General features: G+C 47.6%; 19 protein-coding genes. 1 reads left to right on the forward strand and 18 read right to left on the reverse strand.

Annotated elements, in window-relative coordinates:
- Positions 1-12: 12 nt before the first annotated feature.
- From yukD to OYT88_RS15150, 18 genes are all read right to left on the reverse strand, one after another.
- Complete coding sequence (gene yukD / locus OYT88_RS15065; RefSeq protein ID WP_188802484.1) at positions 13-252, reverse strand: ESX secretion system protein YukD; 240 nt, start codon at positions 250-252, stop codon at positions 13-15.
- Positions 253-315: 63 nt separating this feature from the next.
- Positions 316-609 carry a WXG100 family type VII secretion target gene (locus OYT88_RS15070; RefSeq protein ID WP_274401170.1) on the reverse strand — a complete coding sequence of 98 codons (294 nt, stop codon included), beginning with the start codon at positions 607-609 and terminating at the stop codon, positions 316-318.
- 332 nt (positions 610-941) lie between these two features.
- Positions 942-1,448 carry a hypothetical protein gene (locus OYT88_RS15075; RefSeq protein ID WP_274401171.1) on the reverse strand — a complete coding sequence of 169 codons (507 nt, stop codon included), beginning with the start codon at positions 1,446-1,448 and terminating at the stop codon, positions 942-944.
- Entirely contained in the window at positions 1,448-1,885 is a 438-nt protein-coding gene (locus OYT88_RS15080) for a DUF5085 family protein (RefSeq protein ID WP_274401172.1), read from the reverse strand. Before OYT88_RS15080 ends, OYT88_RS15075 begins: the two co-directional genes overlap by 1 nt.
- Positions 1,885-2,337, reverse strand: a complete 453-nt coding sequence (locus OYT88_RS15085) for a hypothetical protein (RefSeq protein ID WP_274401173.1) — start codon at positions 2,335-2,337, stop codon at positions 1,885-1,887. Before OYT88_RS15085 ends, OYT88_RS15080 begins: the two co-directional genes overlap by 1 nt.
- An 84-nt stretch (positions 2,338-2,421) precedes the next feature.
- A complete protein-coding gene (locus OYT88_RS15090; RefSeq protein WP_274401174.1) occupies positions 2,422-3,285 on the reverse strand; it encodes a hypothetical protein in 864 nt (287 codons plus the stop codon).
- A gap of 42 nt (positions 3,286-3,327) precedes the next feature.
- Positions 3,328-4,194 carry a hypothetical protein gene (locus OYT88_RS15095; protein WP_274401175.1) on the reverse strand — a complete coding sequence of 289 codons (867 nt, stop codon included), beginning with the start codon at positions 4,192-4,194 and terminating at the stop codon, positions 3,328-3,330.
- A gap of 55 nt (positions 4,195-4,249) precedes the next feature.
- Positions 4,250-5,116, reverse strand: coding sequence for a hypothetical protein (locus tag OYT88_RS15100; RefSeq protein WP_274401176.1), 867 nt, complete (start codon positions 5,114-5,116; stop codon positions 4,250-4,252).
- A gap of 24 nt (positions 5,117-5,140) precedes the next feature.
- The gene (locus OYT88_RS15105) at positions 5,141-6,613 is read right to left on the reverse strand and encodes a T7SS effector LXG polymorphic toxin (RefSeq protein ID WP_274401177.1); all 1,473 of its coding nucleotides are present in this window, start codon (positions 6,611-6,613) and stop codon (positions 5,141-5,143) included.
- A gap of 22 nt (positions 6,614-6,635) precedes the next feature.
- On the reverse strand, positions 6,636-6,920 hold the full coding sequence (locus tag OYT88_RS15110; RefSeq protein ID WP_274401178.1) for a TIGR04197 family type VII secretion effector: 285 nt from the start codon (positions 6,918-6,920) through the stop codon (positions 6,636-6,638).
- Between the two features lie 11 nt (positions 6,921-6,931).
- Complete coding sequence (locus OYT88_RS15115) at positions 6,932-7,324, reverse strand: YwqH-like family protein (RefSeq protein WP_274401179.1); 393 nt, start codon at positions 7,322-7,324, stop codon at positions 6,932-6,934.
- Between the two features lie 126 nt (positions 7,325-7,450).
- Positions 7,451-7,744 (reverse strand): WXG100 family type VII secretion target, encoded by a 294-nt coding sequence (locus OYT88_RS15120; protein ID WP_274401180.1) that lies wholly within the window; start codon positions 7,742-7,744, stop codon positions 7,451-7,453.
- 316 nt (positions 7,745-8,060) lie between these two features.
- Positions 8,061-8,846: a YwaF family protein gene (locus OYT88_RS15125; RefSeq protein WP_274401181.1), complete on the reverse strand. Its 786-nt coding sequence runs from the start codon at positions 8,844-8,846 to the stop codon at positions 8,061-8,063.
- Positions 8,847-8,949: 103 nt separating this feature from the next.
- On the reverse strand, positions 8,950-10,389 hold the full coding sequence (locus OYT88_RS15130) for an MDR family MFS transporter (RefSeq protein WP_274401182.1): 1,440 nt from the start codon (positions 10,387-10,389) through the stop codon (positions 8,950-8,952).
- Positions 10,390-10,550: 161 nt separating this feature from the next.
- A complete protein-coding gene (locus OYT88_RS15135) occupies positions 10,551-11,351 on the reverse strand; it encodes an aldo/keto reductase (RefSeq protein WP_274401183.1) in 801 nt (266 codons plus the stop codon).
- 1,045 nt (positions 11,352-12,396) lie between these two features.
- A complete protein-coding gene (locus tag OYT88_RS15140; protein ID WP_274401184.1) occupies positions 12,397-12,765 on the reverse strand; it encodes a hypothetical protein in 369 nt (122 codons plus the stop codon).
- Between the two features lie 22 nt (positions 12,766-12,787).
- Positions 12,788-13,279, reverse strand: a complete 492-nt coding sequence (locus OYT88_RS15145) for an RrF2 family transcriptional regulator (protein WP_274401185.1) — start codon at positions 13,277-13,279, stop codon at positions 12,788-12,790.
- A gap of 320 nt (positions 13,280-13,599) precedes the next feature.
- On the reverse strand, positions 13,600-14,088 hold the full coding sequence (locus OYT88_RS15150; RefSeq protein ID WP_274401186.1) for a YbaK/EbsC family protein: 489 nt from the start codon (positions 14,086-14,088) through the stop codon (positions 13,600-13,602).
- 385 nt (positions 14,089-14,473) lie between these two features.
- Here OYT88_RS15150 and OYT88_RS15155 point away from each other — a divergent pair, with 385 nt between their 5' ends.
- The gene (locus OYT88_RS15155) at positions 14,474-14,845 is read left to right on the forward strand and encodes a ParB N-terminal domain-containing protein (protein ID WP_274401187.1); all 372 of its coding nucleotides are present in this window, start codon (positions 14,474-14,476) and stop codon (positions 14,843-14,845) included.
- The last annotated feature ends 94 nt before the right edge of the window (positions 14,846-14,939 follow it).

The following is a 14,939-nucleotide window of genomic DNA, read 5'->3' on the forward strand; positions in this document are numbered from 1 at the left end:
AATCGTTCTCCTTCACAATACAGTGAGCTTATCGCCGTCCGAGATTCTTTTATCTCCTAAGATATCAAAACCGCGAATCATTTGTTCTTTATTTTCGACGCGCACCCAGTATCCGCTTCGCGGCGCCTTCTGAATGCCGGCAATCGTCCAGACCGTCCGTATCAGCTGTTTGACCGGCTGCCGGTCCGAGACTCTCAGGTCCAGCGTCTTCCTTTGATAACGAGACAAATCGACTGTAATATTGATGTACATTTTATTTCACTCCATTGGAAAAAAACCGAAACTCTGCCGAGAGCTCCGGTTTCCGACTTTTCCTCACCCGTTGATTTGTCCGGCAATGCGCTGGTCGGTTTCTTCGAGCACGCTCGCCGTCTGCGCCAACTGCCGGTCGATGTCCTCAAGAAGCTGCCGCATCTGCTGAAAAGACGGGCGCAGCCTCTCATACTGATCCTTGAACGCCCGGCTTGAGGCACCCTCCCAGACCTGCTCCAACTGATTGATCATCCCGTCCAGCCGCCCGATCAGCTCGCCCGTGTTCGACGACTCCTGCCCGTACTTCGCCGCGTAACTCCGCAGTTCTTCCGGAGTCAGCCTGATTTGTCCTGCCATGAATAAAGCCTCCTCGTTTTTGGCAAACGCTTGCCGGAAAATGCAGGGTCCAATCCGCGCAGCAGCGGATCGCCGCTGAAAGCAAAAGGCCCCGAGTTCCAAGTCCCGAGAAAATTGATAGATACTCATGAACAGCCGAAGACCCGGATTTCTTGTTTTTCGGAAAAGTAAGCCTTTCCCCGCCATTCACTCGTATTATAAATAAATGTGACAGATTATTGAACAGGGAAAAGTTCCTAAATTTCCGTCAATTTTTGCGCCATTCCCCACTCATTCGACAGACTTCGACAAAAAATTGCAGGCCTTTTTTACCATCTCTTTTTTAAATTATCCTATTCTATCGGCATTTCCTGTCCATTCGGCAGCAATCCTCCGCCGCTAACGGGAAGATGAATTTCCGCATACCATTCTCCGTAAACCGCGATCATGACATGATAGAATACAGACGAACAGGAGAAACCATGTTCGCGCGCAAACGCCTGCAGTTCCCGGTGCGAGGCGGAGAACGGTTTGCCCTCCTCGTCGTGGCGGAGAAACAGCGTATGCTCCAGCATGAGAGACGGCTGAAAAACGAATCCGGCTTCGGGATCTGTATTCAATGACCCGTTCAGCGGCAGATAAAATGTGAACGTAGCCCGATCGGAAAGCGGATCCATCCGGTCAATCGTCATGACAGGCGGTCCGACCGGATACAAGCCGTGTCGGACTGCCTCAATTTTCAAAGATCCCGCCCGGTCGAGCCACATCGCTTTCTCAATAGTTTCCGTTCGGCTCAGCACGTTGAACAGAATAAGCGATGACTCTTTAATGCGGCTGTGCTTCTGTTTTTCTGCCGGCATCATTGAACCCCCACTTTCAATTCGACATATTGAAAATTCAGGTCTCCCCTAAAAAAATGGAAGAACGGAGACGCCATCTCCAGTTCATTTTCTTCTAAAAATTGAAGCAGTTCCGCGTATGCCCATTCCGTCCGTTTTTCAATATTTCCGGAATAATAGGTCATGATCATGTTTTTCACGGTAAAGTAGCTGTGAAAAGAAAAGATGTCGTTTTCAGGAACATAGTTTTCTTCAACAGCGGCAAACACTTCAACAGCCATCTGTTCATCGGCCGGAACATTGTTCAATGAATAGAAAAGCGTCCCCGTCGGTGTCAGATTCTTCTCCTCGAGTATCCGGCAGAAGTCTTCCAGCGCCTCCGGAAACTGCGAATAGTGAAGGCTGTACCGTCCGGACACGACATTTCTAAGCTCAATCGAATCATTTTCGATAACCATCAGGCAGCACTTCCTTTTATGGGAGCGTGTATATCAAAGAACCGTTCTCCATTGACTTCCAGGCAGACATGGTAAAAGGGCCGTTCAAGAATAATCCCCCGCCTGTACGCGACGTTCTCCAGTTCCCGGTATGACGCTGCAAACGGTTCATCCGCTTCATAATGGCGAATGGCTGCCGTTTTTTTGAAATAAAGACGGCTGCGAAAGCCGAGTGCCCGCTCGGCGGGTCCTTCGACAGGCGAACTGAGCGGCAGAAATAATCCGTACTCCCGCAGTTCAGGCTCGTTTTTCACTTCGCCGATTGTCATCACGAGCGGTCCGTTCGGATAAACACCGCTTTCAAGCGCCAGCTTTCTCAGTTCCTCCCCCTCTTCATGCCAGCGGTCCATCCCGCAGATAACCGAACGGCTCAGCAGATTGAGAAGGACCAGCGAACTTTGCTTAACCCTCATCATCAGGACTCCTTTCATTCTTTCAATTGTTCATGCGTTCTTTTATAATTGTCAGCACAGATGAGGATGAGCAAAAACCAATGATTAACGGTATGATCCGTGTCGCCCTTTTTTTTCACGTTCCGGCCGTTTCATGGCTTCTTTTTTCTCCTTTTCTAACCGATTAATCTGTTTTAAAAGAATCTTATTCTTCCTGTCGATTCCTACTTGTTGTTCGGCTGTGACATTAAACGACGGAAAGCGGAGCTTGCAATAGAATACAAAAATAAATTCAGTCGATACAACCGTGTACATCAAAAACGACATGACAAGCATTATAGAAAGAATCATTATGTCCTGTCCCATGTTTCCAAGGAAGCTCATTACTATGCCTCCTAAAATGACGATCGGAAATATAATACTAAACATCGATGAAAAACTATTTACTCGTTCACCATACTGTTTTCCCATAAGTCCACGACCGTTCTCTTTAAATTCTCCTTTCTGAAGAAGATGATAGGCTCTTAATAGAGAAAGGCCAAAAATGAATATGCTTCCTAGAGCATAAAAAATTAGCGTATTGAAAAAAGGAAATGTCAGAAAATCCATTTTAGTTTTAACTAAAAAAAACAATGTCATTTCGAATGACATTTTTGGTGCACTTAATAAAAGAATCAACATTTGGAACTTTTGATATTTTAAACTAAGTCTCTTAGAAATAAATAACAGAGTAACTAAAAATAATATGCAGGCAGTCAATTCTTGAAAAAAGAAAAAAGGAAACCAAAATTGGCTGAAATTTGAACTTACCGATTGTGACGCTGCATATGCACCAAAAACCATCAACAAAGACAAAAACGGATATATAAAAACCATTTTACCTAGCCTTACCGGATTAAGCCGTCCCGACGAAACGCCATTTCGGAAAAACTCGAAATCTTGTTCAGAAAAGCTGCTTAATACCCTCACACTAACCCCGCCAATCTTTGTCCGCAGAATGGATGGCCTATCTCACCCGCGAAGATTTTTTGAGTTTTTCCTTTTGGTATGATTTTGCTGTTTCAAGGCTTCTTTTTTCTCCTTTTCTAATCGATTAATCTGTTTTAAAAGAATCTTATTCTTCCTATCGATTCCTACTTGTTGTTCAGCTGTGATATTAAATGACGGAAAACGAAGCTTGCAGTACAGCACAAAAATAAATTCTGTGACACCGACGGAATAAATGATGGCGGATAACACAAACATGGCAAAAGTAATAACAACATACATCCCAGTCTCTCCGAACAAAACGGTGCCCGCTCCCCCTCCCAAGAAAGAAGCAACCAAAGCGTAAACAGCTATATTCGAAAATTTCGATGTGCTTTCACTATATTGTTTACCTAATAGCCCGCGACCGTTTTCTCTGAATTTTCCTTTTTTAAGCAGGCGATAAGCTCTAATCAACGACAGACAAAAAATAAGAATACTTCCCAGGATGTAAAGAAGCAATGAAACTGTAAATGAAAATGACGCGATACGTTCCGATAATACAATAAGAAAAAAGAAGGTCATATTAAATGCCATGGAAACCGAACTGATAATCAAAACTGCCATCTGTATTTTTTGAAATTTTAAACTTATCCATTTGAAAAAAAACAACAGCGATGATAGGCTCATAATTATTAGCAAAGCCCATTGAAACATAAGCAGCGGTGACCAAATCTCATATAGATTTGTTATCACGCTTAACTCTGCGGTGCTTCCAAACAAAGAAAGTAAAGAAAGCAATGGAAAAACAAAAAGACGCTTTCCCATATTGGCCGGATTTAATCGTCTTGATGAAACACCTTTACGAAAAAATTCGAAATCTTGTTCAGAAAAGCTGCTTAATGCCTTCATGCTAATCCCGCCAATCTTTGTCCATAAAACTATCCTAGCATCACACTTTGCCAGTTCACCCACGAAAATTTTTTGAGTTTTTTCTTTTCCCGTGCTTTTGCCGCTTTATGGCTTCCTTTTCCTCTTTTTCTAACCGATTAATATGTTCCAAAAAAAGCTTATCATCCTTGTCGATCTTCACTTGTTGTTCGGCTGTGATATTAAACGACGGAAAGCGGAGCTTGCAGTACAGCACGAAAATAAATTCTGTGATACCGACGGAATAAATGATGACAGACACCACAAACATAACAAACATGGTGACAATATCCTGGCCCACCAGACCGAAAAGAGAAACAACAATGGCACCTAAAAAAGCCGCAATTATAGCGAAAACAGCAATATTGGAAAATCTGGACAGGCTTTCACTATATTGTTTACCTAACAGCCCACGACCGTTTTCCCTGAATTCTCCTCCTTTAAGCCGACGATAAGCTCTAATCAGTGACAAACAAAAAACAAGAAAACCAGCTATCACATAACTGATTAAGACAATAGTAAATGGAAATGATGAGAAATCCATTTTTGTTTTTACTAGGAACACTAAACTAAGATTGAACGCCATTTGAGGTGCACTTAAAGTCAATATAAACATTTGAAATCTCTGGTATTTCAAACTGATCTTTTTAAAGAAAAACGAGATAGACAAAAGCAAAAGGAGCAATGAACTAATTCCTTGAAAGGTGAAAAATGGAAACCAGAATTCGGTAAAATTAGGACTTACTGACCTAGAAGCTGAATAAGCACCAAGGGCAGTGCATAGGGACAGCAAAGGAAAAATAAACAACGCCTTGCCCATACTGACGGGGTTTAGCCGCCCCGATAAAACGCCATTTCTAAAAAACTCAAAGTCTCGTTCCGTAAATTTTTTAAGTGACGTCATTCGTTGCATCCTCTCATGCTGTATTTATTTAAACCACGAAGCAGAATCCTTTCCCAACGTATTAACACCTATTTTTGCCCAATCCACAGCACTTTTTCCACCCCATATATCTGCATTGGCAAACACATTTGTTCCGAATCCCACACCGGCCCCTACTACAGTTCCCAGTGGCGGCAAGAAGAAAGAGCCGGCGAAGGCCCCCGCACCGGCTGCCGCAGCCGAAGCGCCGAGATCCACACCAATATCTTCTGTAATATTGGCAACTTTTTCCACGCTCATTTTTTCATTTTTATGAGCCTCAATATCGGAATATACAGTCAAACCGACACCGGCAATGCCGGCAGCCTTTCCGAATTTCCCCATGCTGCCCAGCTTTGTCCAACTGCCTTTTTTGACGAAATCCCAGTTGCTGCTCAGGCTGCTTTTCACACCGCCGTTTAAAACTTTTAATTTGCCTGCCATGCTTTTCTTATTCAATAAATAATTTTTCACATCAGAGGACTCAGTGATCAGACCATCCCCAGCAAGACTCGGCCCTTTTTCCCCGCCGATTCTGATCGGATCACCGTTTGTTAACTTCATATTAAACGTATAGTTTTGCGGCAGTTTGCCCCAACGTCCTAGGTACAGCTCCATCCACTTTTTATCACCGGTAATGTAAATATAATTGCCCTTCTTTACTATTTTCAGGCCCTTCATCGCAGCTAGACCCGCAGGCAGAGTTTTTGCCGTCAGTGCCGAGAGCGTGATCGTATATTTTGCGCCGTTTTTTACGAGCACAAGATTACCGTTCTGCCCCGTTTTAGGAACATCGCCGGCATAGGCGGTTTCCACGGCCTCCGTTCTCCGAATCAGTTCTTTGCCGATCGCTGTTTGCGCGAAAGTGCCTCCCAGATAAAAGGACTCGGTGCCTAGATGAGGGCTGTAATCTTTCTTTATCTTGGTCATCGCCCGCTCGATTGCTGTCAGGAGCGGCATCAGGTCGCCGGTAAAATCAGCCGAAACAAAAGACATGAACTGGTCATTCAATTGGCCGGTTTCCCGGTCCTGCAGTTCGACGTCCGACGAGAACGCCATTGTGGAAGGGACATTGAAAAAGGAGACATCACTGACGGCACGGACGTCCGCCGCCAGCTGGCTTTCAATTCCGTCAAAATGGCTTTTCAGCTGTCTCAGCTGTCTACGGACGTCATCCAGATGCTCCGAACGGATTACTGCATTGGAGGCGCTGTCGACCTGCCGGTCAAACTGCTGCAGCATTTTCTTATACACCTGCTGCAGCCGCTCCCCCGCCTGAATCAGGCTTTTAATCAGCGTCAGATGAACTTCGCCGAAATAGGCGCGGATGCTGTCCGCAGCCGCCCCTTCAAAAGACTGAAGCGCGTTGAATTCCCTGATTTCAGATTGAACTCTTTGCAGCGCATCCGCAGCCGTGGCCTCTTGAGGCGCCAGTTGGCTTTCTATTCTTCTCGGTTCTGCAATTCGGACTTTCGGCATCGAACCGCCTCGCTTTTCGTCATCATTTAACGTGTGCAGAGAGATAGTGTGCCAGTTTCTGATCGGTTTGCTCGATTTCGTCCCCGATTTTTTTCAGTTTCGAAACTTCGGAATGAAGCGACGACTGATAATCGCGCAGCAGGCGCTGCCACTGTTCAATTGCCTTGCTGAGTTCCCTGATCGATCGGGCATCGGTCTCGTGAAGACTTGTGTCGACAGGACGGCCGGCCCCCAGATTGGCAGCCGCCCGATCAAGCTGCGAGACTTTGCTGAAATACGCACGCGCATTGAATTCAATTGTTATCATCTTAATCACACCTACTTGGTTTTTAATGCGGCAAGAGACGAATGAATCGACGTGATGTCGGAGCGGCAGAGATTCAGGCTGCCGTTCAAATGTCCGATCTGATCCTGGACGTCTTCTCTTAGATGATGAACGGAAGTGATATAGAATTGATAATCCGCCAGGGTTTCCGAATTCAATCGGTTGTCAAAAATTCTCCGATGGGCACCGTCCCATTCGTTTTGCGGATTATACAGCGAATGAAATTTATTGCGGTTGTCCACAAATGAAGACAGATGCTGATCGATTTTTGCAAGCAGCGCATGCAGCCTGTTGATTTTTGCTGTCAATACCGATTCTTCCCCATAAAGGGATGAAAGGTTATGATTCAGATTCTGCCGGATTTGATCGGCAAGGCTCGCCGGCATCGGTCTTCCCTCCCTCTTGCAGGCTATTAATGAATCGCAAGTGATGCTGAATCCGCTTCAGGCGCAAAATTCCATGAACTTGAAAAAACCGAAACTCCTGTCGGAGCCTCGGCATGATCGAAACAATTATCCGTTGATTTGTCCGGCAATATGCTGGTCGGTCTCTTCGAGGACGTTCGCCGCCTGCGCCAGCTGCCGGTCGATGTCCTCAAGAAGCTGCCGCATCTGCTGAAAAGACGGGCGCAGCCTCTCGTACTGATCCTTGAACGCCCGGCTTGAGGCGCCTTCCCAGACCTGCTCCAACTGATTGATCATCCCGTCCAGCCGCCCGATCAGCTCGCCCGTATTCGACGACTCCTGCCCGTACTTCGCTGCATAGCTCCGAAGTTCTTCCGGAGTCAGCCTGATTTGTCCTGCCATCAATAAAGCCTCCTCGTTTTTGGCAAATGCTTGCCGGAAAATGTAGGGTCCAATCCGCGCCGCGGCGGATTGGCCGCTGAAAGCAAAGAATTCTGTTTAAAAAATAGCTGCAGAATCAGATTCGTGTTTTCAGGAAAGCAAGCCCTTTCCCATTTCTAATTAATATTATAGAAAAATGTGACAAAATATTGAACGGGAAAAAGTTCCTAAATTTCCGTCGATTTTTGCGCGATTCAACACTTATTCGACTGATTTCGACAGGAAATTGCGGGCCTTTTTTACCGGTGGCCTTAATCCGTTCATCGATAAGCTGCCTTTAAATTTTTTCCCGTCTGTGAAATTTACGCTTGACTGTTTTCGCCTGTCTACCGTCCGCTTCCCGATCGCCCCTTTCTATCATGGCGAAAGGGACATAAAGCAAGACGAATTCAAGAAGCATCAGTGCTTCAAGCGAGAGAAGATGCCACGGCTGCGGTCCGAGAAAATCCATGACGGAGGACGTTTTCGGCCTGTTCACGAGATACAGATAATTGGCGTCCGTCAGCCGATCGAGGAAAAAGATACCTGCCCCGTATGCGGTAACAATCAGAAAAGTCGTCCACAATGAACGAAATGACGGCCGGTAATGCTCTACCGCAATCATCAACAGGCAGGCGAGAATCATGCCGCCGTGTGCCGTGAAAAATTCGATGAAGAGAAAATGGGGAAACGCATAGCTGCTCAGATCCGGCGTCAGCAGCGCCTGCAGCGAGCTGCCGATGCCCGCAAAATAGAGGAAGGAAAAAAGATAACGGTTTCCATTGATCAGCAGCAGGATTGCCAGCAGTGCAGAAAGATCGCTCAGCTCAAGCGGAAGCGATGATCTCAGCGACCATTTGCCGGAATAAATGAGCCAGGCCTGATAGCTGATTTCCGCGAGAAGCAGTAAGGCGGCAAGCAGATAACGCAGCCCGTTCCGCCACGGCGCCGAACGGCGAATGCGTTTCCGAAAAACAAACAGAAGGATCGCCGCCAAAGCGATCACGGCAAGAGCCGCCAGATGTTCCGGTGAAAAAAGACGGAACGGTGTTTCATAAGGTTTTGTCTGAAAAAATTTTCCCATATTAATAACACCCCGATGCAAACGAATCGATCTTAGTCTGCCGCAGGGTGCCCTGTTTCATGTATTGTTCATCTGAAAATGCGGTCCGGATTTTTCTGCAAATTTACTCTTCCGTCCGTTGTTCTTTCGGCGCATGCGTCCGCTTCAAAAACAGCGAAAGAATAAATGAAGCGGCAGCGACAATCATCGCCGCCATAAACGCCCGATCCATGCCCGACACCAGTGCTTTCAGCGCCTGTTCGGGTGCCGCTGGGTCGGAGGCGCCTTTCAAATAAGCCTGCTGACCGGAAACCATGATGCCGACGAACAGCGCCGTTCCGATGCCTGCGGATACCTGCTGCAACGTGTTCATGATCGCTGTTCCGTGCGGGTACAGAGCTTTCGGCAGCTCGTTCAGTCCCGTTGTCGATACCGGCATCATCACCATCGCCATCCCGATCAGCAGTACGCTGTATAGGATTACTATGTACAGCGTGCTTTCCGAGGCCGTCAGCCGGCTGAAAAGCCAGACAATCGCACCGATGATCAACAGCCCGGGAATGACCAGCCGTCTCGGGCCGAATGTATCGAACAGGCGGCCCATTAGCGGCGAAAGCAGCCCGTTGATCAGGCCTCCCGGTAAAAGAATCAGACCGGCGCTGAACGAAGTCAGCAAAAGCGCCTTCTGCAAGTAAAGAGGCAAAAGAATCATCGTCGAAAACAGAGTCATCATGACCAGGATCAGGATGACTGTCGCCAGTGAAAACATTGGGTATTTAAAAGCACGAAGGTCAAGAATCGGCTCCGCAATCGTCAGCTGGCGCCAGATAAAAAGGAGAAGAGCTGCCAGACCGACGGCCAGGAAGATCAGGCCGGCCCGGCTGTTCTCAGCACTCGCACCAAGCCCGTATACCAGCCCGCCGAACCCGACCGTCGATAGCAGAATTGAAAGAATCTCTACTTTCGGCCGGGTCACTTCCGAGACATTTTTTAAATAGGCGATCGCAAACAAGATAGAAAAGAACGCCAGGGGGAACACCAGGATAAACAGCCAGCGCCAGGACAATATGGAAAGGATCAGCCCCGAAAGAGTCGGTCCGATCGCCGGTGCGAACATGATCACTAGCCCGATCGTGCCCATTGCACCCCCTCTTTTTTCCGGAGGATAGATCAGCAGAATTGTGTCCATCATGACGGGCAGCAAAAGGCCTGAACCGACAGCCTGAATCATTCTTCCGACCAGAAGAAAGCTGAAATTCGCCGATACGGCACAAATCACCGTGCCGATCAGAAAGAACGACATCGCACTGAGGAACATCTGCCGCGTCGTCAGCCAGCCGGCAATCAGCGCAGTGACAGGCATCAGCATGCCGACCACCAGCATATAGGCCGTCGCCAGCCATTGCACCGTCGCTGCCGAAACATGAAAAGTCCGCATTAAATCGACCAGTGCAATATTCAGAAAGGTTTCATTAAGAATGGCGACGAAAGCGCCGATAATCAGTGCCACAGTAATGGGGCCCCTTTTGATTTCCCGTTCAGAAAGTGTCCCGATGTTTGTCATTTTATAGACTCCTCTTGTCGGAAATAATTATAGAGCTGAAAAAAGTTTGGCGAAACGGGGATGCTGAGCCGGCAATAAGCCTGACGGAAGCGAAAGGGAGCAGGGCCCGTCTCTTCGCCGGCTGACTGAGCGGACGCTGTTTTAGTAAAGATGTGCGCCCGTCACGATACGCTTTTATCGACGTTCAGTGCATCCATTTGATCCATCGTTTCGAAAGACAGTTCAAAATCAAAGATGTCCGCATTAGCGACAATGTGCTCCTCCTTTGTTGAACGCGGGATGGCAATCATCTCGTTTTGTATATTCCAGCGCAGGAGCACTTGAGCGACCGACTTATGATATTCTTCCGCAATCCTGTTTAAAACCGGATGGTCGAGCAGCGCTCCGCTGCCGAGCGGTGAATAGGATTCCACCCGGATCCCTTTTGCATAGCAATAATTTCTGAGCCCTATCTGCGTCTGCAGCGGATGCACCTCAATTTGGTTCACTGCCGGTACAACCGCCGCTTCCTGAAGGAGAGTTTCCAGATGATGCTGTCCGAAATTGCTGACGCCGATCGCCCGTACCCGGCCGTCTCTATACAACCGTTCCATTGCTTTCCAGGTTTCCAAATAGTGATCCCCTATCGGCCAGTGGATCAGATAGAGGTCGATCGTATCGATGCCGAGTTTCGCTGTGCTGTCTTCAAATGCCCTCAGCGTCGCATCATAACCCTGATCAACAACTTTAGTTGTAACAAACAGGGATTTTCTGAGGAGCCCCGACCGGCGAATTGCTTCGCCGACGCCGCCTTCGTTTCGATAAACGGCGGCCGTATCAATCATTCGGTAGCCTGCCTGCAGAGCGTACTGAACGGAATCAATGACCTCTTTGCCGTCGCGGATCTGCCAGACACCGAGGCCGAATCCCGGCATGCTCACACTATTATTCAATGTCACTGTATCGCTCAAAGATTTTATCATTTCGCCCTCCCCCTTCTTAATGAAATTTTCTCATAGATTAAGCAAGGAGAAAAGAAATAAACTCTTATAAATTTTGCATGATTAGAAATAAATTTTATCGAATATTCCTCAGCTCATGTATCCAGTCAGGCCGCGGCATGAAGAAGGCACGGATTCTCCCGAAAAGCGATCGTTTGGCACGAGCGCCAGTCTGTTCTTTTGAATGTTCATGCGAACGGCGCTTGATTCCGTTGAAGAAGAGGGATATTCTGCACGGACAGGCGTTTCCTGTCGGAAGCACCCGATCTTTTTCTTCGGACCGCTGTGTATCCCTGCGATCGTTGGCTAAAACCACCGGGAATTGCCGGCTTGTCATCAGAAAAAAGCAAAATATCAACAGTGACGTGCAGAAAATCTACAGCAGCAGCCAAAGAATCGACAGTAAACGGACTGAAATCAATAATTGTGAATAATCAGAACAGCAAGATCGTCCCTGATCAATGGCTCAGCCGCGTACGGAGAGTTTTATTAATTTCCGGCCGGATTCGCGGTTCTTCCAGCCAAATTCAAGGTCCTACCGGGTTCCTCCGACCGGTTTTCAGACTCTTCCGGCCAAACTCAAGGCCCTATCGGCCGATTTCAAAACTCTTCCGGCCAAATTCGGGGTTCCTCCGGCCGGTTCCGGGCGCTCCTTCCGGCCGAATTCAAGGTCCTATCGGCCGGTTTCAGAACTCTTCCAGCCGGTTCCCGGTGCTGGCACAGTTTTTCGACCATTGCACAAGTTTATTGATCGCGGAAATGCTCTCCGCCTTTCGAGAGATTGACGGTCTCAGGAAAAGCCGATCATTTTTTGATGACACAGCAGGAAAAAGAGCTCAAGAGACACTCATATAATTTTTTATCACGCATAAAAATATCGGGAAAGACTTTATGAGGATCAAAGCCGGGCCGACAGACGCTAGGACGGGCCAGCGGGCACAAGAGCCTTGACGGAACAAAAAAGAGCGGCCGATTATCAATCTATTTCGGACGCTCTTTCATATAATAACTGACAATTTTTTATTCTTCATCGCTGAGCCGGCCAGAACCACGAACTGGATCGTGAAGACGAATCCTTACCGGAGTCCTCGTTCATCCCGACCAGCTGCGACGACAGGTCCATGAACCAGTCGCGGTCATAGGTAACCAGAGCGAGGTCGGCCATACTGCGTAACTGACCGCCCGTCGGCGGCAGGACCGGGAAGGGTTTGATCAGATAACCGAGCGTCTCAATTGTCCGTCCCACGGTCGATTCACGGTCGCAGGCAACGACGTGGACTTTTACCGTTCCTGTACCGGCGTTGTAATCGACAATATAGCCGTGCATGAGTTCCCCGTTTACCGTTCTTCCCTTTACCCAGTCGCCTTTTTTCCACTTCAGTTCCTGTTGCATCATCCTTCACCACCGATCCTGTTATTTATATAGTATATTTATTCAACTTGTCCTTGTGAGCCGAAACCGAAAAATGATCCGAAAATGAGGTATCCGGCCCACTCATTGTGCGCCTGATCTGTTCCAAGAGGGAATCAATGGTCCATCGCTCCAAATACGTTTCGAGCATTTCCTCGGCTTTGAGGAAAGCCTGATCCATCACCGACCGGACGCTCGCCAGTTCGGGATCGTCCGCCTCTTCTTCCGAACACCAGTTCAGTTTCAGCGCCTCGCACGAAACAGTCCGGTAAACATGCGCAAGCGTAACGTCCGCGGGAGAGAATCCGAGGCGATAGCCGCCGCGCAGCCCTTCTTTTGTCGTGACCAGCCCATTCTTCCGAAGAACGCTCATAATCTTGCGGACTCTCGCCGGATTGGTATGAACCTTTCTGGACAGCGATCCGCTGCTCCAGACATGATCCGGAGCACTCGCCAGCACAATCAGGCAATGCACCGCTATCGTAAACTCGCTATTCATACTATCGATTCCTCTATAAGAAGATTAATGTAATTATAATAGATACAGTTTATAAAATCAATTGTTCTGTTTGAAAAAAGTACAGTTGGAAGTCATTTACTGATTGAATTCCGGAAAGTTCAGAAATGGATCGCCCGGAAACGCTTAAAACTCAGTAAAAAGCCGGAAGGCCCTTCTTTTCGGCACAGGCTTTTCTTTTCATACAGAGGACCTGCGCAAAATGAGAAAGCGCAGTCAGCGGTGGCCGATCCGTTCACCCTGCACATTCACCAGTCTGTCCCTTTGCCGGATCCGTACGTCCTCTTTGCTCTCCGTGTCAGTTATTCAGCATCTTCCTGCCAGCCCTTGCAGACGTCCACCCACTTTTTCGCCCGGGCGAAGGTATACAGCTCGTCGATTTTCAGCTCAATCGCCGAATTGCCGCTGCCGCACGCAGGGAACACAGTTTCGAACCGTTTCAGCGACTCGTCCATAAATACCGGCCACTCATTCTTCAGTCCGAACGGGCAGACACCGCCGACGGCATGGCCGATCAATTCTAATGTTTCATCCGAAGACAGCATGTGCGCCTTGAAACCGAAAGTGCCACGGAATTTCTTGTTGTCGATTTTCCCGTCACCGGCCATAACAACGAGCATGGCGCCTTCCTTATTTTCTCCGCGAAAAGCGAGTGTTTTAGCGATACGTTCCGGTTCGACATGAAGATGTTCGGCCGCCAGGTTTACAGTCGCACTGGAGTCTTCCAACTCAATAATATCCTTGTCCCGGCCGAATTGTCGGAAATAGGATCTGACATCATCAACAGACATGGCCCGTCCTCCTTATCCAATCAATAGTTTTGGCGTATCCTGCAGGTTTGCCTGCATCCTATGTAAATTTTTTGCTTAATGAACAGTCTAACAAATTCACTGACCCTGTCAATAAAAGCCGGCTGGCAGAATTTGAGACAGCCGTTATTTTATATTTATTCCCAATCATTTGGCCGGCAGGACCCGCCGGCCTTCAAATTCGAAAAAAGCGGCGGCTCCTGAGAAAAGTTCCGGGAGATCCGAGACATGTTTCGTACAAAATTCAAAATTTTTCGGATCAGCATCCCCTTTTGCAAATTGCCGGGATATATAATAAATTAAGTGTATAATCAGTGTCCGCTTTATCGTGATAAAAATTTTTGACTAGCCGAGAAGGGACGGTATCATGACAACGTATTACACAGGAAAAGAAATCTGCGGCAAGTACAGCGACATTGAAAATGACGACTTTGGGACGGATGCCCATCGATTCATTTTAACTGCAGTAGCCAAAGAAACATTGTATGAAGTGCCCTGCCCGTTCAGCAGCAACGGACGAAATCTCCTGACCTTTAAAGAATGGGAGGAGCACCCGGAAAACTATGATGGTTATCATACCGACAGCATTCAGAAAATGATCGAGTATATAAAAAAGGGCGGAACGATGCCGCCGATGATTGTTAATAAAAATCTGGGCCTCTACGACGGCCAGCACAGACTCACCGCCTACAGTATGATCCCCGAAATAAAGGAAGTTCAGATCTACAAGGAGGTGTGATCCGTATCGGAAACGCGGGAAAAAGGCAGTCCGTCGTTCCCGATCTGAAAAAACGGAGCTGAAATATGCTTCGCTTTTTTCTGCGCGGCCGAGA

The sequence above is a fragment of the Sporolactobacillus sp. CQH2019 genome (genome assembly GCF_028765345.1).
Lineage (GTDB): Bacteria > Bacillota > Bacilli > Bacillales > Sporolactobacillaceae > Sporolactobacillus.

What these genes read in the sequence shown, in the direction of transcription:
- OYT88_RS15130 (WP_274401182.1), bottom strand. Translation starts at nt 10,389, where the DNA reads ATGACAAACATCGGGACACTTTCTGAACGGGAAATCAAAAGGGGCCCC.
- OYT88_RS15140 (WP_274401184.1), bottom strand. Translation starts at nt 12,765, where the DNA reads ATGATGCAACAGGAACTGAAGTGGAAAAAAGGCGACTGGGTAAAGGGA.
- OYT88_RS15100 (WP_274401176.1), bottom strand. Translation starts at nt 5,116, where the DNA reads ATGACGTCACTTAAAAAATTTACGGAACGAGACTTTGAGTTTTTTAGA.
- OYT88_RS15095 (WP_274401175.1), bottom strand. Translation starts at nt 4,194, where the DNA reads ATGAAGGCATTAAGCAGCTTTTCTGAACAAGATTTCGAATTTTTTCGT.
- OYT88_RS15155 (WP_274401187.1), top strand. Translation starts at nt 14,474, where the DNA reads ATGACAACGTATTACACAGGAAAAGAAATCTGCGGCAAGTACAGCGAC.
- OYT88_RS15120 (WP_274401180.1), bottom strand. Translation starts at nt 7,744, where the DNA reads ATGGCAGGACAAATCAGGCTGACTCCGGAAGAACTTCGGAGCTATGCA.
- OYT88_RS15135 (WP_274401183.1), bottom strand. Translation starts at nt 11,351, where the DNA reads ATGATAAAATCTTTGAGCGATACAGTGACATTGAATAATAGTGTGAGC.
- OYT88_RS15105 (WP_274401177.1), bottom strand. Translation starts at nt 6,613, where the DNA reads ATGCCGAAAGTCCGAATTGCAGAACCGAGAAGAATAGAAAGCCAACTG.
- OYT88_RS15115 (WP_274401179.1), bottom strand. Translation starts at nt 7,324, where the DNA reads ATGCCGGCGAGCCTTGCCGATCAAATCCGGCAGAATCTGAATCATAAC.
- OYT88_RS15150 (WP_274401186.1), bottom strand. Translation starts at nt 14,088, where the DNA reads ATGTCTGTTGATGATGTCAGATCCTATTTCCGACAATTCGGCCGGGAC.
- yukD (WP_188802484.1), bottom strand. Translation starts at nt 252, where the DNA reads ATGTACATCAATATTACAGTCGATTTGTCTCGTTATCAAAGGAAGACG.
- OYT88_RS15145 (WP_274401185.1), bottom strand. Translation starts at nt 13,279, where the DNA reads ATGAATAGCGAGTTTACGATAGCGGTGCATTGCCTGATTGTGCTGGCG.
- OYT88_RS15125 (WP_274401181.1), bottom strand. Translation starts at nt 8,846, where the DNA reads ATGGGAAAATTTTTTCAGACAAAACCTTATGAAACACCGTTCCGTCTT.
- OYT88_RS15080 (WP_274401172.1), bottom strand. Translation starts at nt 1,885, where the DNA reads ATGGTTATCGAAAATGATTCGATTGAGCTTAGAAATGTCGTGTCCGGA.
- OYT88_RS15085 (WP_274401173.1), bottom strand. Translation starts at nt 2,337, where the DNA reads ATGAGGGTTAAGCAAAGTTCGCTGGTCCTTCTCAATCTGCTGAGCCGT.
- OYT88_RS15110 (WP_274401178.1), bottom strand. Translation starts at nt 6,920, where the DNA reads ATGATAACAATTGAATTCAATGCGCGTGCGTATTTCAGCAAAGTCTCG.
- OYT88_RS15070 (WP_274401170.1), bottom strand. Translation starts at nt 609, where the DNA reads ATGGCAGGACAAATCAGGCTGACTCCGGAAGAACTGCGGAGTTACGCG.
- OYT88_RS15075 (WP_274401171.1), bottom strand. Translation starts at nt 1,448, where the DNA reads ATGCCGGCAGAAAAACAGAAGCACAGCCGCATTAAAGAGTCATCGCTT.